Source organism: Pseudomonas thivervalensis, from assembly GCF_001269655.1.
GTDB classification, from domain to species: domain Bacteria; phylum Pseudomonadota; class Gammaproteobacteria; order Pseudomonadales; family Pseudomonadaceae; genus Aquipseudomonas; species Aquipseudomonas thivervalensis.
This window is the reverse complement of record NZ_LHVE01000020.1, coordinates 239,033-253,109: the sequence shown is the minus strand read 5'-3', so window position 1 is coordinate 253,109 and position 14,077 is coordinate 239,033. Positions and strand designations below refer to the sequence as shown.

Annotated in this window: 17 protein-coding genes; 5 read left to right on the top strand and 12 right to left on the bottom strand. The window is 62.9% G+C overall.

Annotated features, from left to right (window positions below):
- Positions 1–7: 7 nt before the first annotated feature.
- The 4 genes from metX to AD659_RS26075 all read right to left on the bottom strand — a co-directional run bounded on the left by metX (position 8) and on the right by AD659_RS26075 (position 3,598).
- Positions 8–1,147 carry a homoserine O-succinyltransferase MetX gene (metX, locus tag AD659_RS26090; RefSeq protein ID WP_053126234.1) on the bottom strand — a complete coding sequence of 380 codons (1,140 nt, stop codon included), beginning with the start codon at positions 1,145–1,147 and terminating at the stop codon, positions 8–10.
- A 309-nt stretch (positions 1,148–1,456) separates the two neighbouring features.
- Positions 1,457–2,047, bottom strand: coding sequence for a YggT family protein (locus tag AD659_RS26085; protein ID WP_053126231.1), 591 nt, complete (start codon positions 2,045–2,047; stop codon positions 1,457–1,459).
- A gap of 10 nt (positions 2,048–2,057) precedes the next feature.
- Positions 2,058–2,876 (bottom strand): pyrroline-5-carboxylate reductase, encoded by an 819-nt coding sequence (gene proC / locus AD659_RS26080; protein WP_053126229.1) that lies wholly within the window; start codon positions 2,874–2,876, stop codon positions 2,058–2,060.
- A 35-nt stretch (positions 2,877–2,911) separates the two neighbouring features.
- Entirely contained in the window at positions 2,912–3,598 is a 687-nt protein-coding gene (locus AD659_RS26075; protein WP_053126227.1) for a YggS family pyridoxal phosphate-dependent enzyme, read from the bottom strand.
- A 56-nt stretch (positions 3,599–3,654) separates the two neighbouring features.
- On the opposite strand from AD659_RS26075, the gene AD659_RS26070 reads away from it, so the two are divergent.
- Positions 3,655–4,689 carry a type IV pilus twitching motility protein PilT gene (locus tag AD659_RS26070; RefSeq protein WP_053126225.1) on the top strand — a complete coding sequence of 345 codons (1,035 nt, stop codon included), beginning with the start codon at positions 3,655–3,657 and terminating at the stop codon, positions 4,687–4,689.
- Between the two features lie 185 nt (positions 4,690–4,874).
- Here AD659_RS26070 and AD659_RS26065 read toward each other — a convergent pair whose 3' ends face one another.
- Positions 4,875–5,486 (bottom strand): C40 family peptidase, encoded by a 612-nt coding sequence (locus AD659_RS26065; protein ID WP_053126223.1) that lies wholly within the window; start codon positions 5,484–5,486, stop codon positions 4,875–4,877.
- A gap of 248 nt (positions 5,487–5,734) precedes the next feature.
- Here AD659_RS26065 and AD659_RS26060 point away from each other — a divergent pair, with 248 nt between their 5' ends.
- Positions 5,735–6,163, top strand: a complete 429-nt coding sequence (locus tag AD659_RS26060) for an NINE protein (RefSeq protein WP_053126221.1) — start codon at positions 5,735–5,737, stop codon at positions 6,161–6,163.
- A 130-nt stretch (positions 6,164–6,293) separates the two neighbouring features.
- Here the strand turns inward: AD659_RS26060 and AD659_RS26055 are convergent, their stop codons facing one another.
- The 7 genes from AD659_RS26055 to gshB all read right to left on the bottom strand — a co-directional run bounded on the left by AD659_RS26055 (position 6,294) and on the right by gshB (position 12,291).
- On the bottom strand, positions 6,294–7,565 hold the full coding sequence (locus tag AD659_RS26055) for a dihydroorotase (RefSeq protein ID WP_053126219.1): 1,272 nt from the start codon (positions 7,563–7,565) through the stop codon (positions 6,294–6,296).
- Entirely contained in the window at positions 7,562–8,566 is a 1,005-nt protein-coding gene (locus AD659_RS26050; RefSeq protein WP_003177495.1) for an aspartate carbamoyltransferase catalytic subunit, read from the bottom strand. The genes AD659_RS26055 and AD659_RS26050 overlap by 4 nt, the downstream gene beginning before the upstream one ends.
- Positions 8,567–8,590: 24 nt before the next feature.
- Positions 8,591–9,097 (bottom strand): bifunctional pyr operon transcriptional regulator/uracil phosphoribosyltransferase PyrR, encoded by a 507-nt coding sequence (gene pyrR / locus AD659_RS26045; RefSeq protein WP_053126217.1) that lies wholly within the window; start codon positions 9,095–9,097, stop codon positions 8,591–8,593.
- An 85-nt stretch (positions 9,098–9,182) separates the two neighbouring features.
- On the bottom strand, positions 9,183–9,620 hold the full coding sequence (gene ruvX, locus AD659_RS26040; RefSeq protein ID WP_003177497.1) for a Holliday junction resolvase RuvX: 438 nt from the start codon (positions 9,618–9,620) through the stop codon (positions 9,183–9,185).
- Positions 9,620–10,189, bottom strand: coding sequence for a YqgE/AlgH family protein (locus tag AD659_RS26035; protein ID WP_053126215.1), 570 nt, complete (start codon positions 10,187–10,189; stop codon positions 9,620–9,622). The genes ruvX and AD659_RS26035 overlap by 1 nt, the downstream gene beginning before the upstream one ends.
- 175 nt (positions 10,190–10,364) lie before the next feature.
- Positions 10,365–11,261 carry an energy transducer TonB gene (locus AD659_RS26030; protein ID WP_053126212.1) on the bottom strand — a complete coding sequence of 299 codons (897 nt, stop codon included), beginning with the start codon at positions 11,259–11,261 and terminating at the stop codon, positions 10,365–10,367.
- A 76-nt stretch (positions 11,262–11,337) separates the two neighbouring features.
- Complete coding sequence (gene gshB, locus AD659_RS26025) at positions 11,338–12,291, bottom strand: glutathione synthase (RefSeq protein ID WP_053126210.1); 954 nt, start codon at positions 12,289–12,291, stop codon at positions 11,338–11,340.
- Positions 12,292–12,515: 224 nt separating this feature from the next.
- Between gshB and AD659_RS26020 the strand changes: the two genes are divergently transcribed.
- From AD659_RS26020 to AD659_RS26010, 3 genes are read left to right on the top strand one after another with little or no spacing between them, the layout of a single operon-like run.
- Complete coding sequence (locus AD659_RS26020; protein ID WP_053126208.1) at positions 12,516–12,944, top strand: response regulator; 429 nt, start codon at positions 12,516–12,518, stop codon at positions 12,942–12,944.
- A gap of 47 nt (positions 12,945–12,991) precedes the next feature.
- Positions 12,992–13,357: a twitching motility response regulator PilH gene (pilH, locus tag AD659_RS26015; RefSeq protein ID WP_003206465.1), complete on the top strand. Its 366-nt coding sequence runs from the start codon at positions 12,992–12,994 to the stop codon at positions 13,355–13,357.
- A 10-nt stretch (positions 13,358–13,367) separates the two neighbouring features.
- Entirely contained in the window at positions 13,368–13,907 is a 540-nt protein-coding gene (locus AD659_RS26010; RefSeq protein ID WP_053126207.1) for a chemotaxis protein CheW, read from the top strand.
- Positions 13,908–14,077: the final 170 nt, after the last annotated feature.

Below are 14,077 nucleotides of genomic sequence, written 5' to 3'. Positions count from 1 at the left end.
GGCGTCCTCACAGCGTTATACGGTTCATGTAGTTGCCGAACGCCTGCAGGTAGCGCGGGATCGGGATCAAAAAGGCGTCGTGGCCCTGGGGCGCGTCGATTTCCAGGTAGCAGACGTCCTTGCGCGCAGCCATCAGCGCGTCCACCAGCTCCCGTGATCGCGCCGGGGAGAAACGCCAGTCGGTGGTGAACGACATCACACAGAACTTGGCGGTGGCATTGGCGAAGGTTTTCGCCAGGTTATCGTCGAAGTTCGCCGCCGGATCGAAGTAGTCCAGCGCCTTGGTCATCAACAGGTAGGTGTTGGCGTCGAAACGCCCGGAGAACTCTTCACCCTGGTAACGCAGGTAGCTTTCGACCTGGAACTCGACGCTGTGGAAGTCGTAGTTGAGCTTTTCGCTCTTGAGGCCACGGCCGAATTTCTCGCCCATGGAGTCGTCGGACAGATAAGTGATGTGCCCGACCATCCGCGCCAGCATCAGCCCGCGCTTGGGGATCACACCGTGTTCCTGGAACGAACCGCCATGGAATTCGGGGTCGGTGAGGATCGCCTGGCGCGCCACTTCGTTGAAGGCGATGTTCTGCGCCGACAGCTTGGGTGCCGAGGCGATTGCCAGGCAGTGGCGCACGCGGTCCGGGTAGGTAATGGTCCATTGCAGGGCCTGCATGCCCCCCAGGCTGCCGCCGATCACCGCCGCCCATTGGCCGATGCCGAGGCGGTCGGCCAGGCGCGCCTGGCTGTGGACCCAGTCTTCTACGGTCAGCACCGGGAAATCGGCGCCGAAGGGCTTGCCGGTGTCCGGGTTGAGGCTGCTGGGGCCGGTGGAGCCGTTGCAGCCGCCGAGGTTGTTCAGGCTGACCACGAAGAACTTGCTGGTGTCGATGGGCTTGCCCGGGCCAATGCAACTGTCCCACCAGCCGGGCTTGCGGTCGTCGACGCCGTGGTAACCGGCGGCGTGGTGATGCCCCGACAAGGCGTGGCAAATCAGCACGGCATTGCTCGCCGTGGCATTGAGGGTGCCGTAGGTTTCGTAGATCAGGTCATAGGCTGGCAACGAACGGCCGCAGGCCAGGGCCAGGGGCTCGCTGAAATGCGCCGTTTGCGGCGTCACCAGACCAACGGAATCGGGGGGAAAGGCAGCTGGCATCGACCCTGCTCGCGTTGAAATGAGGCGTAAGTCTAAAGACCGCTGTGGCGGGCGGCAAGCAAAGGCCCGCGCTGATTGTCCGCTGATGCAAACCCTGTGGCGACTGGATCTATCTGTGGCGAGGGAGCTTGCTCCCGCTGGGGCGTGAAGCGGCCCTGTAGGAGCTGTCGAGTGCAACGAGGCTGCGATCTTTCCCCAGACAATTGAGTCGTGAGCGAAAGATCAATATCAAAGATCGCAGGCTTCGCCAGCTCCTACAGAGCCCAGCGGGAGCAAGCTCCCTCGCCACAGGAAAAGCTGCAGCGTGCTTTAGATCAGCAACCGCAGGATCTCCGGCATCATGGTCATCGCCGCCAGGTTGTTGATCACCAGCATGTCGATCAGCTTGAGCACCATGAACGCCAGGATCGGCGAGATGTCCAGGCCACCGAGATTCGGCACGATGCGGCGGAACGGCGCCAGGGCCGGCTCGCAGATCTGGTTCACCAGTTCGGCACCCGGGTTATGGCTGCCCGGCGCGACCCACGACAGGATCACGCTGATGATCATGGCGAAGAAGAAGATCTTCAGGAACAGCGCGGTCACGCCAATGATCGACCAGATCAGCAGTTGCAGCGGGTTGCCGGTGGTGCCGTAGGTCAGCAGCAGCGTCAGGGCCATCAGCGCCAGTTGCACCAGGATGGCCAGGACCAGCGACGACATGTCCAGGCCGAACAGGCTCGGGATGATCCGGCGCAGCGGCTTGAGCAGCGGCTGGGTGGCCTTGACGACGAACTGGCACAGCGGGTTGTAGAAGTTGGCGCGCACCAGTTGCAGCACGAAGCGCAGCAGCACGATCAGCAGGTACAGGCTGCCGAGGGTTTGCAGCACGTAGACCGCTGCAGTGTTCAATCCAATCATGAATGGCTCCTTATTGGCCCAGTTGTTCGGCCATTTCGGCCGAGCGGTGCGCGGCGGCGCCGAGTGCTTTTTCCACCAGGGCTTCGAAGCCCCCGGCCTGGAACGATTTGATGGCCGCTTCGGTGGTGCCGGCCGGCGAGGTCACGCGGCGCCGCAGCTCGGCCGCATCGACGTCGCTGGATACCGCCATGTGTGCGGCACCGAGGGCGGTCTGCAAGGTCAACTGGGCGGCGGTTTCCCGGGTCAGACCAAGTTTTTCGCCAGCGGCAGTCATGGCTTCGATCAGCAGGAAGAAATACGCCGGGCCCGAGCCGGAGACGGCGGTGACGGCATCCAATTGCTGTTCGGTGTCCAGCCACAGGGCCAGGCCGACGGCCGACAGCAGCGTTTGCGCCTGCTGACGTTGCTCGGCGCTCACCTGTTCGGTGGCGAACAGGCCGCTGACGCCCTGGCGCAATAGCGCCGGGGTATTGGGCATGCAACGAACGATCGGCTGCTCGCCGAGCCAGTTGTTCATGCTGGCGCAGGTGATGCCAGCGGCAATCGACACCACCAGCTGATGGGGCTTGAGGCTTGGGCGCAGGGCCTCGCAGACGGTTTTCATCGCTTGCGGCTTGACCGCCAGCACGATGACGTCCGCGCTGTCGATGGCTTGGGCGTTGTCGGCGAAGGTCTCGATGCCGTGCTCGGCGCTCACCCGGGTGCGGGTCTCTTCACCCGGATCGCTGGCGCGGATCAGCGCAGCGTCCAGGCCCTTGGCCCGCAGGCCGCCGATCAGGCTGGCGGCCATGTTGCCGGCGCCGATGAAAGCAATACGCGTGTTGCTCATGACAGGTCCTTATAAAGAGATGAGTCGGCCATGGTTCAGGAGTGACCGTAGTCGCGGGCGCCAAACAGGGCGGTCCCGATGCGCACCCAGGTGGCACCTTGGGCAATGGCCGACTCGAGGTCGTGGCTCATGCCCATGGAAAGCGTGTCCAGCGGCAGTGCCAGGCTGGCTTGCAGGCGTTGAACGGCGGCAAAGGCTGCATCCTGGGCGGCACGTTCTTCGGTGGGTTCGGGAATCGCCATCAGCCCGCGCAGCTTCAAGCGTGGCAACGCGCTGATGGCATTGGCGAGGGCGGGCAGGTCCGCCGGGGTGCAGCCGGATTTGCTGGCTTCACCGCTGACATTGACCTGGATGCAGATGTTCAGCGGCGGCAGCTCGGCCGGGCGTTGCTCGGACAGGCGCTGTGCAATTTTCAAGCGATCCACGGAATGCACCCAGTCGAAGTGTTCGGCGATAGCGCGCGTCTTGTTCGATTGAATGGGGCCGATGAAGTGCCAGATCAAGGGCAGGTCGGTCAATTCGACCTGTTTGCCCAGGGCCTCTTGCAGGTAGTTCTCGCCGAAGTCCCGCAGGTCGGCGGCATAGGCTTCGCGCAGGGCCTGGGCGGGCTTGGTCTTGCTCACGGCCAGCAGCTGGACGCTGTGTTCGGCACGCTGGGCGGCTTGCTCCGCAGCGCGGATGCGCGATCTAACCTGAGCAATGTTGTCTGCTATCGTGGTCATAAAGAAAAGCCAGCGGGTCTGAGGTTCGCGGCATTCTACTGGAATTGAGGAGCGCTATGGATATCACTGAACTGCTGGCGTTCAGCGCCAAACAGGGGGCGTCGGACCTGCACCTGTCCGCTGGGCTGCCGCCGATGATCCGCGTGGATGGCGATGTACGGCGGATCAACCTGCCGGCACTGGACCACAAGCAGGTCCATGAGCTGATCTACGACATCATGAACGACCGGCAACGGGTAGATTACGAAAAGTTTCTGGAGACCGACTTTTCCTTCGATGTGCCGGGTGTCGCGCGCTTCCGGGTCAACGCCTTCAACCAGAATCGCGGTGCGGGAGCGGTGTTCCGGACCATTCCATCGAAAGTCCTGACCATGGAAGACCTGGGGATGGGCGAGGTGTTTCGCAAAATCACCGAGGCCCCGCGTGGGCTGGTGCTGGTGACCGGGCCGACCGGCTCGGGCAAGTCCACCACCCTGGCGGCCATGATCGACCACCTCAACAGCCACAAGCACCATCACATCCTCACCATCGAAGACCCCATCGAATTCGTTCACGAGCCGCGCAAATGCCTGATCAACCAGCGCGAGGTGCACCGCGACACCCAGGGGTTCTCCACGGCCTTGCGTTCAGCCCTGCGGGAGGACCCGGACGTGATCCTGGTGGGGGAGATGCGCGACCTGGAAACCATTCGCCTGGCGCTGACCGCCGCCGAAACCGGGCACCTGGTGTTCGGCACCCTGCACACCACGTCGGCGGCCAAGACCATCGACCGGGTGGTGGACGTGTTCCCTGGTGATGAGAAGTCCATGGTTCGCTCGATGTTGTCGGAATCGTTGCAGGCGGTGATTTCCCAGACGCTGATCAAGAAGATCGGCGGCGGCCGGGTTGCGGCGCATGAAATCATGCTGGGGACCTCGGCCATCCGGAACCTGATCCGTGAAGACAAGGTGGCGCAGATGTACTCGTCCATCCAGACCGGTGGCTCGCTGGGGATGCAGACCCTGGACATGTGCTTGAAGGACTTGGTGAACAAGGGGCTGATCAGCCGCGAACATGCCCGGGAGCGGGCGCGTACGCCGGATAACTTCTAGAAGGCAGGGAGGTGATGCAGCCCCTGTAGGAGCTGTCGAGTGCAACGAGGCTGCGATCTTTCCCCTGCCCATTGAGTCGTGAGCGAAAGATCAGATCAAGATCAAAAGATCGCAGGCTTCGCCAGCTCCTACAGAGCCCAGCGGGAGCAAGCTCCCTCGCCACAAAAGGCCGTGTACGCTTCGGATCAGCGCTGAACCACGCGCAGCGCACCCGGTTCTTTCGGCAGCACCCGCTTGGCGACCACGTAGTGGGTGTTCCAATACGGCTTGTTCAGCGTGTCGATGGTCACCGACTTGCCGCGGCGCGGGGCGTGGATGAAACGGTCGTTGCCCAGGTAGATGGCCACGTGGTTGACCCGGCGGCTCTTGAGCTTGAAGAAGATCAGGTCGCCGGGCTTGAGGTCCTTGCGCTCGACTTTCTCGCCGTGACCGGCAGCCATCGCATTGGACGTGCGCGGCAGGTCGAACGTGGCGTCGTTGAAAGCGTATTTCACCAAACCACTGCAATCGAAACCTTTACTTGGGCTGCTGCCGCCCCAACGGTAAGGTGTGCCGAGGACATTCACGGCGCGGCTCAGGACATTGCTGGTGGTCTTGGTCGCCATGGGTGGCACGAGGCGGCTGTGAGCGGTGCTCACACGTTGGACGCCTTGCTTGTTCTTGCTCGATGGAGCAGAAACATGGGATTTCGGGGTGTAGCCGTTGACGTTGGGAAGACGTTGCTCACGATTGGTGGCGTGGGCGGCCAGTGGCAATAATAGGCAGATGGTTAGCCATGTCTTGAAAAATGGACGCATTAGGCAGGGCTCTTAAAGGTTAGCGCGCAACTTTATAACAGCTTTTTTTGCCATTCCGAGGCCGTTTGTCGATTCGAAACCCAGCGTAAACCCCGCACAATTGCGGCAAATTGACCTGATTGTCCGACAGAACCCCCGTGTCACGGGCGTTTGCGCGACTCGCGTCGCTCAGGACCGCTTGTCGGCGAGACACAAAAAAGTCACAAAAAGTCCGAATAAATTTTTCTATCGAGGCAAAAGAGGCATTCATGAACAGCTATCAGCAGGACGCAATCCGCGATACCCACAGCAAAGTCATCGGGTATCTGCTGTGGATTTTCGGCTTTACCGGCGCTCACCGTTTCTATTACGGCAAACCGGTCACGGGCACGATCTGGTTTTTCACCTTCGGCCTGCTGGGCATTGGCTGGCTGATCGACCTGTTCCTGATCCCGGCGATGGACCGCGAAGCGGACCTGCGTTTCACCCCAGGGCCCATCGAGTACAGCGTGGCGTGGATTCTGCTGACATTCCTCGGGGTGCTGGGCGTACACCGCATGTACCAAGGCAAATGGCTCAGCGGAATTATTTACCTGCTGACCGGCGGGGTGTTTTTCCTCGGGGTGCTGTATGACTTCTGGACGCTGAACGATCAGGTGTCGATTCGGAATGCGCAGAAGCGTGGGGCTTTTCATTAAACCAGTCAGACCGAGTTGCCTGCATTCGCGAGCAAGCCCGCTCCCACAGGGGCTTCGGTGAACACATTATTTGTGAACATCCCAAATCCAATGTGGGAGCGGGCTTGCTCGCGAAGCAGGCGGCGCGGTATCAGGCCTGGTGAGTGATCCGCCCATCCATCAGGGTGTAACGCACCACCCCCGGCAGGCTGTGGCCGAGGAACGGGCAATTGTCGCCCTTGGAGCGCCAGGCCTCACCGGCCACGGACGACGCGGTAGGGTCGAACAGCACCAGGTCCGCCGCGGCGCCCACCGCGAGTTTCCCCGCCGGCAATTGCAGCGCCTGGGCTGGGCCGGCGCTCAGGCGGGCCAGCAAGGTCGGCAAGTCCAGCAAGCCGTCTTCCACCAGCGTCAGGGCCAGCGGTAGCAGCAATTCGACGCTGCTGATGCCCGGCTCGGTGGCGCCGAACGGGGCCAGCTTGGCATCGCGCTCGTGGGGTTGGTGATGGCTGGAGATGGCCGAGATCACGCCAGACTTCACCGCCTCGCGCAGGCCATCGCGGTCGGCGCGGGTGCGCAGCGGCGGCTGGACGTGGTAGACGCTGTTGAAGTCGATCAGCGCTTCGTCGGTCAGGATCAACTGGTACAGCGCCACGTCGGCGGTCACTGGCAAGCCGCGGGCCTGGGCCTGGGCGATCAATGCGGCGCCGCGGGCGCTGGTCAGTTGGCTGAAGTGGGCGCGCACGCCGCTTTGCTCCACCAACAGCAGGTCTCGGGCCAGGGCCACGGTCTCGGCGGTTTCCGGGATGCCCGGCAGGCCGAGGAAGCTGGCGGTCGGGCCTTCATGGGCCAGGCCGCCTTCGGCCAGGTCATGGTCCTGGGAATTGAAGATCACCGTCAGGCCGAAAGTCGCCGCGTATTCCAGGGCGCGACACAGGGTACGGGTGTTGCGGAAACTGTTCAGGCCGTTGCCGAACGCCACGCAGCCGGCGTCACGCAGGGCGATGAGCTCGGCCAGCTGTTCGCCTTCCAGGCCTTTGCTCAGTGCGCCAATCGGGAAAACCTTGGTGTTGCCGGCCTCCCGGGCGCGGTCGAGGATCAGTTCGGCCACGGCCGAAGTGTCCAGCACCGGTTTGGTCTGCGGCGGGCAGCATAGGCTGGTCACGCCGCCGGCGGCGGCGGCGCGGGTTTCAGTGATGATGCTGCCTTTGCGGCTGTAGCCCGGTTCGCGCAGGGCGACATTCAGGTCCACCAGGCCGGGAGCGGCCACCAGGCCTTGGGCGTCGAGGATTTCGGCCGCGACGAAACCCGTCGGCGCCGCGCCAAGGGCGACGATCTTGCAGGCATCGATATGAATGTCAGTCACTTGATCCAGGCCACTGGCTGGATCGATCACGCGTGCGCCGAGAATGCTGAGCTTCACTGGGCGTTCTCCTGGTCGAATTGGCGCTGGGCGGTTTGCCCGCTCATGGCCATGGACAGCACGGCCATGCGGATGGCGATGCCGTAGGTCACCTGGTTGAGAATCACCGAGTGTGGCCCGTCGGCCACCGCCGACTCGATCTCCACCCCGCGGTTGATCGGCCCCGGGTGCATGACGATGGCGTCCGGCTTGGCCCCGGCCAGGCGCGCCGTGGTCAGGCCGAACAGGCGGTAGAACTCGCCTTCGCTGGGCAGCAGGCCGCCGGTCATGCGCTCGCGTTGCAGGCGCAGCATGATCACCACGTCCACGTCCTTGAGGCCTTCGGTCATGTCGGTGTAGACCTTCACGCCGTATTGCTCGACGCCGATGGGCAGCAGGGTTTTCGGCGCGATCACGCGGATATCCGGGCAGCCGAGGGTCTTGAGGGCCAGCATGTTCGAGCGGGCCACCCGCGAGTGCAGGATGTCGCCGACGATGGCCACCGACAGGTTCTCGAAGCTGCCCTTGTGCCGACGGATGGTCAGCATGTCGAGCATGCCCTGGGTCGGGTGCGCGTGACGGCCGTCGCCGCCGTTGATGATCGCCACTTGCGGGCACACGTGTTCGGCAATGAAGTGCGCTGCGCCGGAGTCGCCGTGGCGCACGACGAACATGTCGGCGGCCATGGCTTCGAGGTTGCGCAGGGTGTCGAGCAGGGTTTCACCCTTGCTCGCCGAGGACGTGGACACGTTGAGGGTGATCACGTCCGCTGACAGGCGCTGGGCCGCCAGTTCGAAGGTGGTGCGGGTACGGGTGGAGTTTTCGAAGAACACGTTGCACACGGTCTTGCCGCGCAGCAACGGGACTTTCTTCACCGCCCGGGCGCCGACCTCGAGGAACGAGTCGGCGGTGTCGAGGATTTCCGTCAGCAGCTCGCGGCGCAGGCCGTCGAGGGACAGGAAGTGCCGCAGCTGGCCTTGATCGTTGAGCTGCAGCGGGCGCTTGGTTTCGAGAGGCGTCATCGCGATGGACTCTTACAAGGGCAGTTAAAGGGCAAGGTCTTGCAGTTCGAGTTGCAGCGGCGACGGCCCGGAGAGCTTGACCCGCTCGTGGGCGGCCAGCGTCAGCGTCGCGCCGACCACGTTCGGCCGGATCGGCAGCTCGGCGGCGTCCAGGTCCAGCAGGCACACCAGCGTCACGCTGGCCGGGCGACCGTAGTCGAACAGTTCGTTCATGGCGGCGCGGATGGTCCGGCCGCTCATCAGCACATCGTCAATCAGCACCAGGTGCTGGCCTTCGATTTCGAACGGTAGCGCCGAGGGGCGTACTTGCGGGTGCAGGCCGTTCTGGCTGAAGTCGTCGCGGTAGAAGGACACGTCCAGGGTGCCCAGCGGCGATTGGCTGCCCAGTGCTTCGAGCAAGGCCTGGGCGACCCAGACGCCACCGGTGCGAATGCCGATGTAGCGCGGTTCGCTGATGCCGCGTTGTTCCAGGTGTGCCGTGAGACGAATCGCCATCTGGCTGATCAGTTCGGCAGGATTGGGCAGGCTCATGCTGGCTCCTTCAGGTTCCCGGGCCGGTGGTGAATGGCACGGTCTATCGCTAAGAGAAAGCGCCTTGGCGGCGCTTTCAAAAAAATCAGGTTTCGAACAGGGCGGCGTTGGCGTCGAGCCAGCCTTGCAACAGCAGGGCGGCGGCGATGGCGTCCACCGGGTTGTCGCGGTAACTGCCTTTCTGCCCGCCGCGCACCAGGCGCTCGCCCTTGGCCTCGAAAGTGGTCAGGCGCTCGTCATGGGTATAGAAAGGCAGGTTGTAGCGGCCATTGAGCCGGCGGGCGAACTTTTCGGCGCGCAGGCACATGTCGCTGGGCGTGCCGTCCATGTTCAGCGGCAGGCCGACCACCACGGCATCGGGTTTCCATTCCTTGATCAGCGCTTCGACCTGGTTCCAGTCTGGAACGCCATTCTGCGCCTTCAAGGTGCACAGCTCGCGGGCCTGGCCGGTAATGACCTGGCCGACCGCTACGCCGATCTGTTTGGTGCCGTAATCGAAACCCAGCAGCAAGCGCAGGGCCATCAGGCGTGTCCTGCCTGGCTGGTGAGCAGGCTGAGGTTGACCCCCAATCGGCTGGCCGCCGCTTCCAGGCGCAGTTCGCTGCTGGTGTTGAACAGGATGTCGGCGTCGAACGGGCAGGTCAGCCACGCGTTGTCGGCCAGCTCGGCTTCCAGTTGCCCGGGTTCCCAGCCGGCATAACCGAGGGCGATCAAGCTTTTCTCCGGGCCGACGCCGTCGGCGATGGCGAACAGCACGTCCTGGGAGGTGGACAGCGACAGGCCGTCCAAGTCCACGGTGGCTTGGTATTTAGGGCCCGACGGATGGAGCACGAAACCGCGGTCGGTCTGTACCGGGCCACCGATGAAAATCGGCACGTGCTGGCACAAGAGTGGCGGTTCGATCTCGGGCCGCAGTTGCTCAAGAATGTCCGCCAGGTTCAGCTCCTGCGGGCGATTGATCACCAGCCCCATGGCCCCATTGGCCGTGTGCTCGACGATGTAGGTCAAGGTATGGGCAAAGTTCGGATCGGCCATGTGCGGCATGGCGATCAGGAAGTGATGCTTGAGGTAGGTGGGGCTGACGTTTTTCATAGGCGCTAGTGTGGCGGCGCAGGGCCGAACTGACAAGCCAGGAAATGCCTGAGACTGTCACCAATCCCTGTGGGAGCGAGCTTGCTCGCGATGGCGGACTGGCAGTCGCCATCCATGTTGAATGATCCATTGCTATCGCGAGCAAGCTCGCTCCCACAAGGGGCTTGGCGGTGGCTCAGTTACTGGAAAGCCGGTCGCCGCGGGCAAACTTCCAGGTGCGGATGATTTCCAGTCGGTCGATGTCCGACAGGTCCCCGGTAAACGGGGCGAACGGTGCGGCCAGGCGCACGATCCGCTGGGCCGCCTGGTCCAGCAGCGGCTGGCCGGAGGATTCGAGCACCAGCACTTCATACAACGAGCCGTCCCGATTGATCGAGACCATTAGCCGCAGGTTGCCGTAGATCTGCTTGCGCCGCGCTTCGTCGGGGTAGTTGAGGTTGCCGATGCGCTCGACCTTCTTGCGCCACTCGTCCTTGTACCAGGCGCCCTTGTCGCGCATGGTCGAGGCAGCGCTCAGACGGTGGATGCGCGGGCGCTTGGCGTAGAGCTGTTGCTCCTGGGCCAGTTCGGCTTCCAGGCTGGCGATGTCGCTGGACAGCTGTGAACTGTCGAAGGTGGGCACGGGGGCCTGGGGCTTGGGGTCAGGCTTGACCTCTTCCTTGACCGGGGCTTTTTTCGGCTTCGGCGCGACAGTGGTCACGGCCGCCTTGGGTGCCGTCTCCTGCACTTCGGGTTTGGCCGCTGGCGGCGGGGTGACTTTCTGCACCGTGTTGTCCTGGAAAGGCGCGATCTCGGTGGTCTTGGGGGTCGCTTTTTTTTCCAGGGTGCCGCTGCCTTGCTGGTTTTCCTGGGCAAGGAAGTCGGCCTTCTTGGGCTTGGTCTCGCTCTTGAAGGTGGCCAGGGTAATTTCCAGGGTCTGGCTGATCTGCTTGGGCTCGACCGTGGCAAACCCGACGCCCAGCAGCAGGGCCAGGTGGATCAACGCCGCCAGGAACAGGGTAAAACCGAGGCGATCGGCCGGGCGCACGCCACGATGGGCGAGCTCTTGGGGCAGATCGGACGGGAGTGTCATGACAAGGAAACCAACATCGCGTTTTTTTCAGGCCGGGCATGATAACGCAATGTGGGTTTCCTTCAGCAGATCTGGATCAACGAGCCTTGAGCTTCTGATCGATGGCATCCATCAGCATGCCGCCGATGTCCGTGCCAAAGGCGTTGTCGATCTCGCGAATGCAGGTCGGGCTGGTGACGTTGATTTCCGTCAGGTGCTCGCCGATCACGTCCAGGCCCACGAACAGCAGGCCTTTTTCGCGCAGGGTCGGGCCGACCTGGGCGGCGATCCAGCGGTCCTTCTCGGTCAACGGCCGCGCCTCGCCACGGCCACCGGCCGCCAGGTTGCCGCGGGTTTCACCGGCCGCCGGGATACGCGCCAGGCAATAGTCCACCGGTTCGCCGTCGATCATCAGGATGCGCTTGTCGCCGTCGACGATGGCCGGCAGGTAGCCCTGGATCATGATCTGCTGCTTGCCATGCAAGGTCAGGGTTTCCAGGATCACCGACAGGTTCGGGTGGCCGGCGGTGTGGCGGAAGATCGACGAGCCGCCCATGCCGTCCAGGGGCTTGAGGATCACGTCGCCGTGATGGTCGGCAAATTCACGCAACACGTCCGGGCGACGGCTGACGATGGTCGGCGGCGTGCACTGCGGGAACAGCGTGGCGAACAGTTTTTCGTTGCAGTCGCGCAGGCTCTGGGGCTTGTTGACCACCAGCACACCGGCGTTTTCAGCCTGTTCCAGCAGGTAGGTGGAGTACACGAACTCCATGTCGAATGGCGGATCCTTGCGCATCAGGATCACGTCCAGGTCGCTGAGCAGCGCATCGCTTTCATCGCCCAGCTCGAACCATTTTTCCGGGTTGGCGAAGACTTTCAGTGGTTTCATCCGCGCCCGTGCCTGGCCTTCGGCCTGGTAGAGGTCGCGCTGCTCCATGTAGAACAGTTCCCAGCCGCGCTTCTGAGCGGCCAGCAGCATGGCCAGCGAGCTATCCTTTTTATAGGAAATGCTGGCGATAGGGTCCATGACAATGCCGACGCGTACGCTCATGGCTTGGTTCCTCGAAATATGATGGGCACATAATGGCGTGAAAAAGTGGCGTCAGAGTGGCGCCCGGAAGATTGGCGGTCAAGGAAAAACCACCGTGCCGAGCGGCCGATAGATCGGCGATGGAGACTGTGCTAAAAAGGCTGCCATGTGACGTGCGGGCCTTGAACATCAAGGGTTTGCGCTGTCGATCACACTTACGCGTTAAAAACCGGTTCGCAGTGGCAATGGCAGAGCATCTCACGCAGCAGCAACCCAACGCCTTGAAGGTCATGGTCATCGACGACTCGAAGACCATCCGCCGCACCGCCGAAACCTTGCTGCGCAACGTGGGCTGCGAGGTGATCACGGCCATCGACGGTTTCGATGCTCTGGCCAAGATCGCCGACCATCATCCGGGCATCATTTTTGTCGACATCATGATGCCGCGCCTCGATGGCTACCAGACCTGTGCCCTGATCAAGAACAACAGCGCGTTCAAGGCCACGCCGGTGATCATGCTGTCGTCCCGGGATGGGTTGTTCGACAAGGCCAAGGGGCGCATCGTCGGTTCCGATCAGTTTTTGACCAAGCCGTTCAGCAAGGAAGAACTGCTGGGGGCGATACAGGCCCATGTCCCGGGCTTTGCCGCTGTCCAGCCGCACCAGGCACATTAATGACACTCGGCCAACGGGCCTGGGGTCGACAAGAAATGGGGAACACCATGGCACGAGTTCTGATCGTCGATGATTCGCCGACTGAAATGTACAAACTGACCGGCATGCTGGAAAAGCACGGCCATCAGGTCCTGAAGGCCGAGAATGGCGCCGATGGCGTGGCCCTGGCCCGCCAGGAAAAACCCGATGCGGTGCTGATGGACATCGTCATGCCCGGCCTCAACGGTTTCCAGGCCACGCGCCAGCTGACCAAGGACCCGGACACCGGCCACATCCCCGTGATCATCATCACCACCAAGGACCAGGACACCGACAAGGTCTGGGGCACGCGCCAAGGGGCGAAGGACTACCTGACCAAACCGGTGGACGAAGAAACCCTGATCGCGACCCTGAACAAAGTGCTGGCGGGTTGACGGCGCGGCCATGAGCCAATCCCTGACCGCATTCGAACTGCTGCTGCAGATCGACCGGCGCTGCCGGTTGCTGGGGGCGGACCTGCCCTCCCAGCCAACCCATCGCGCCGGTTGGAGTGGCATCGGCTTTCGCCTGGGCGAGCACTGGTACGTGGCGCCGATGGGCGAAGTCAGCGAAGTGCTGCACGAACCACGTCACACGCATTTGCCCGGGGTCAAGCCGTGGGTGCGTGGAGTGGCTAACCTGCGCGGGCGATTGTTGCCGTTGATGGACTTGTGCGGGTTCTTCGGCCATGAGCTGTCGCCTGTGCGCAAGCAGCGCCGTGTGCTGGTGGTGGACCACGATGAGGTGTTCGCCGGGTTGCTGGTGGACGAGGTCCTCGGGCTCCAGCACTTTGCCCAGGACAGCCTGGAACCGACCCTGGTGGACGACCTCGACGGCCCGGAAGCGGCCTTCGTCAAGGGCCGGTTTGGCGGCGAGCGCGAGTGGCAAGTGTTCAGCCCGTTTTCCCTGGCGCGGTCGCCAGGGTTCATGGATGTGGCGATTTAGGTACAGCACAATTCAGGGTAGGAGCTGCCGAAGGCTGCGATCTTTTGATCTTTCCAACAGACAGCTGGCTTTGACATAGGCCCTAAGATCAAAAGATCGCAGCCTTCGGCAGCTCCTACGGGGAATCCAGTCGGGCTTGGGATTGTGGATAGATTGGGCAGTACAGGCGA

What these genes read in the sequence shown, in the direction of transcription:
- metX (WP_053126234.1), bottom strand. Translation starts at nt 1,147, where the DNA reads ATGCCAGCTGCCTTTCCCCCCGATTCCGTTGGTCTGGTGACGCCGCAA.
- AD659_RS26085 (WP_053126231.1), bottom strand. Translation starts at nt 2,047, where the DNA reads ATGATTGGATTGAACACTGCAGCGGTCTACGTGCTGCAAACCCTCGGC.
- proC (WP_053126229.1), bottom strand. Translation starts at nt 2,876, where the DNA reads ATGAGCAACACGCGTATTGCTTTCATCGGCGCCGGCAACATGGCCGCC.
- AD659_RS26075 (WP_053126227.1), bottom strand. Translation starts at nt 3,598, where the DNA reads ATGACCACGATAGCAGACAACATTGCTCAGGTTAGATCGCGCATCCGC.
- AD659_RS26070 (WP_053126225.1), top strand. Translation starts at nt 3,655, where the DNA reads ATGGATATCACTGAACTGCTGGCGTTCAGCGCCAAACAGGGGGCGTCG.
- AD659_RS26065 (WP_053126223.1), bottom strand. Translation starts at nt 5,486, where the DNA reads ATGCGTCCATTTTTCAAGACATGGCTAACCATCTGCCTATTATTGCCA.
- AD659_RS26060 (WP_053126221.1), top strand. Translation starts at nt 5,735, where the DNA reads ATGAACAGCTATCAGCAGGACGCAATCCGCGATACCCACAGCAAAGTC.
- AD659_RS26050 (WP_003177495.1), bottom strand. Translation starts at nt 8,566, where the DNA reads ATGACGCCTCTCGAAACCAAGCGCCCGCTGCAGCTCAACGATCAAGGC.
- pyrR (WP_053126217.1), bottom strand. Translation starts at nt 9,097, where the DNA reads ATGAGCCTGCCCAATCCTGCCGAACTGATCAGCCAGATGGCGATTCGT.
- ruvX (WP_003177497.1), bottom strand. Translation starts at nt 9,620, where the DNA reads ATGGCCCTGCGCTTGCTGCTGGGTTTCGATTACGGCACCAAACAGATC.
- AD659_RS26035 (WP_053126215.1), bottom strand. Translation starts at nt 10,189, where the DNA reads ATGAAAAACGTCAGCCCCACCTACCTCAAGCATCACTTCCTGATCGCC.
- AD659_RS26030 (WP_053126212.1), bottom strand. Translation starts at nt 11,261, where the DNA reads ATGACACTCCCGTCCGATCTGCCCCAAGAGCTCGCCCATCGTGGCGTG.
- gshB (WP_053126210.1), bottom strand. Translation starts at nt 12,291, where the DNA reads ATGAGCGTACGCGTCGGCATTGTCATGGACCCTATCGCCAGCATTTCC.
- AD659_RS26020 (WP_053126208.1), top strand. Translation starts at nt 12,516, where the DNA reads ATGGCAGAGCATCTCACGCAGCAGCAACCCAACGCCTTGAAGGTCATG.
- pilH (WP_003206465.1), top strand. Translation starts at nt 12,992, where the DNA reads ATGGCACGAGTTCTGATCGTCGATGATTCGCCGACTGAAATGTACAAA.
- AD659_RS26010 (WP_053126207.1), top strand. Translation starts at nt 13,368, where the DNA reads ATGAGCCAATCCCTGACCGCATTCGAACTGCTGCTGCAGATCGACCGG.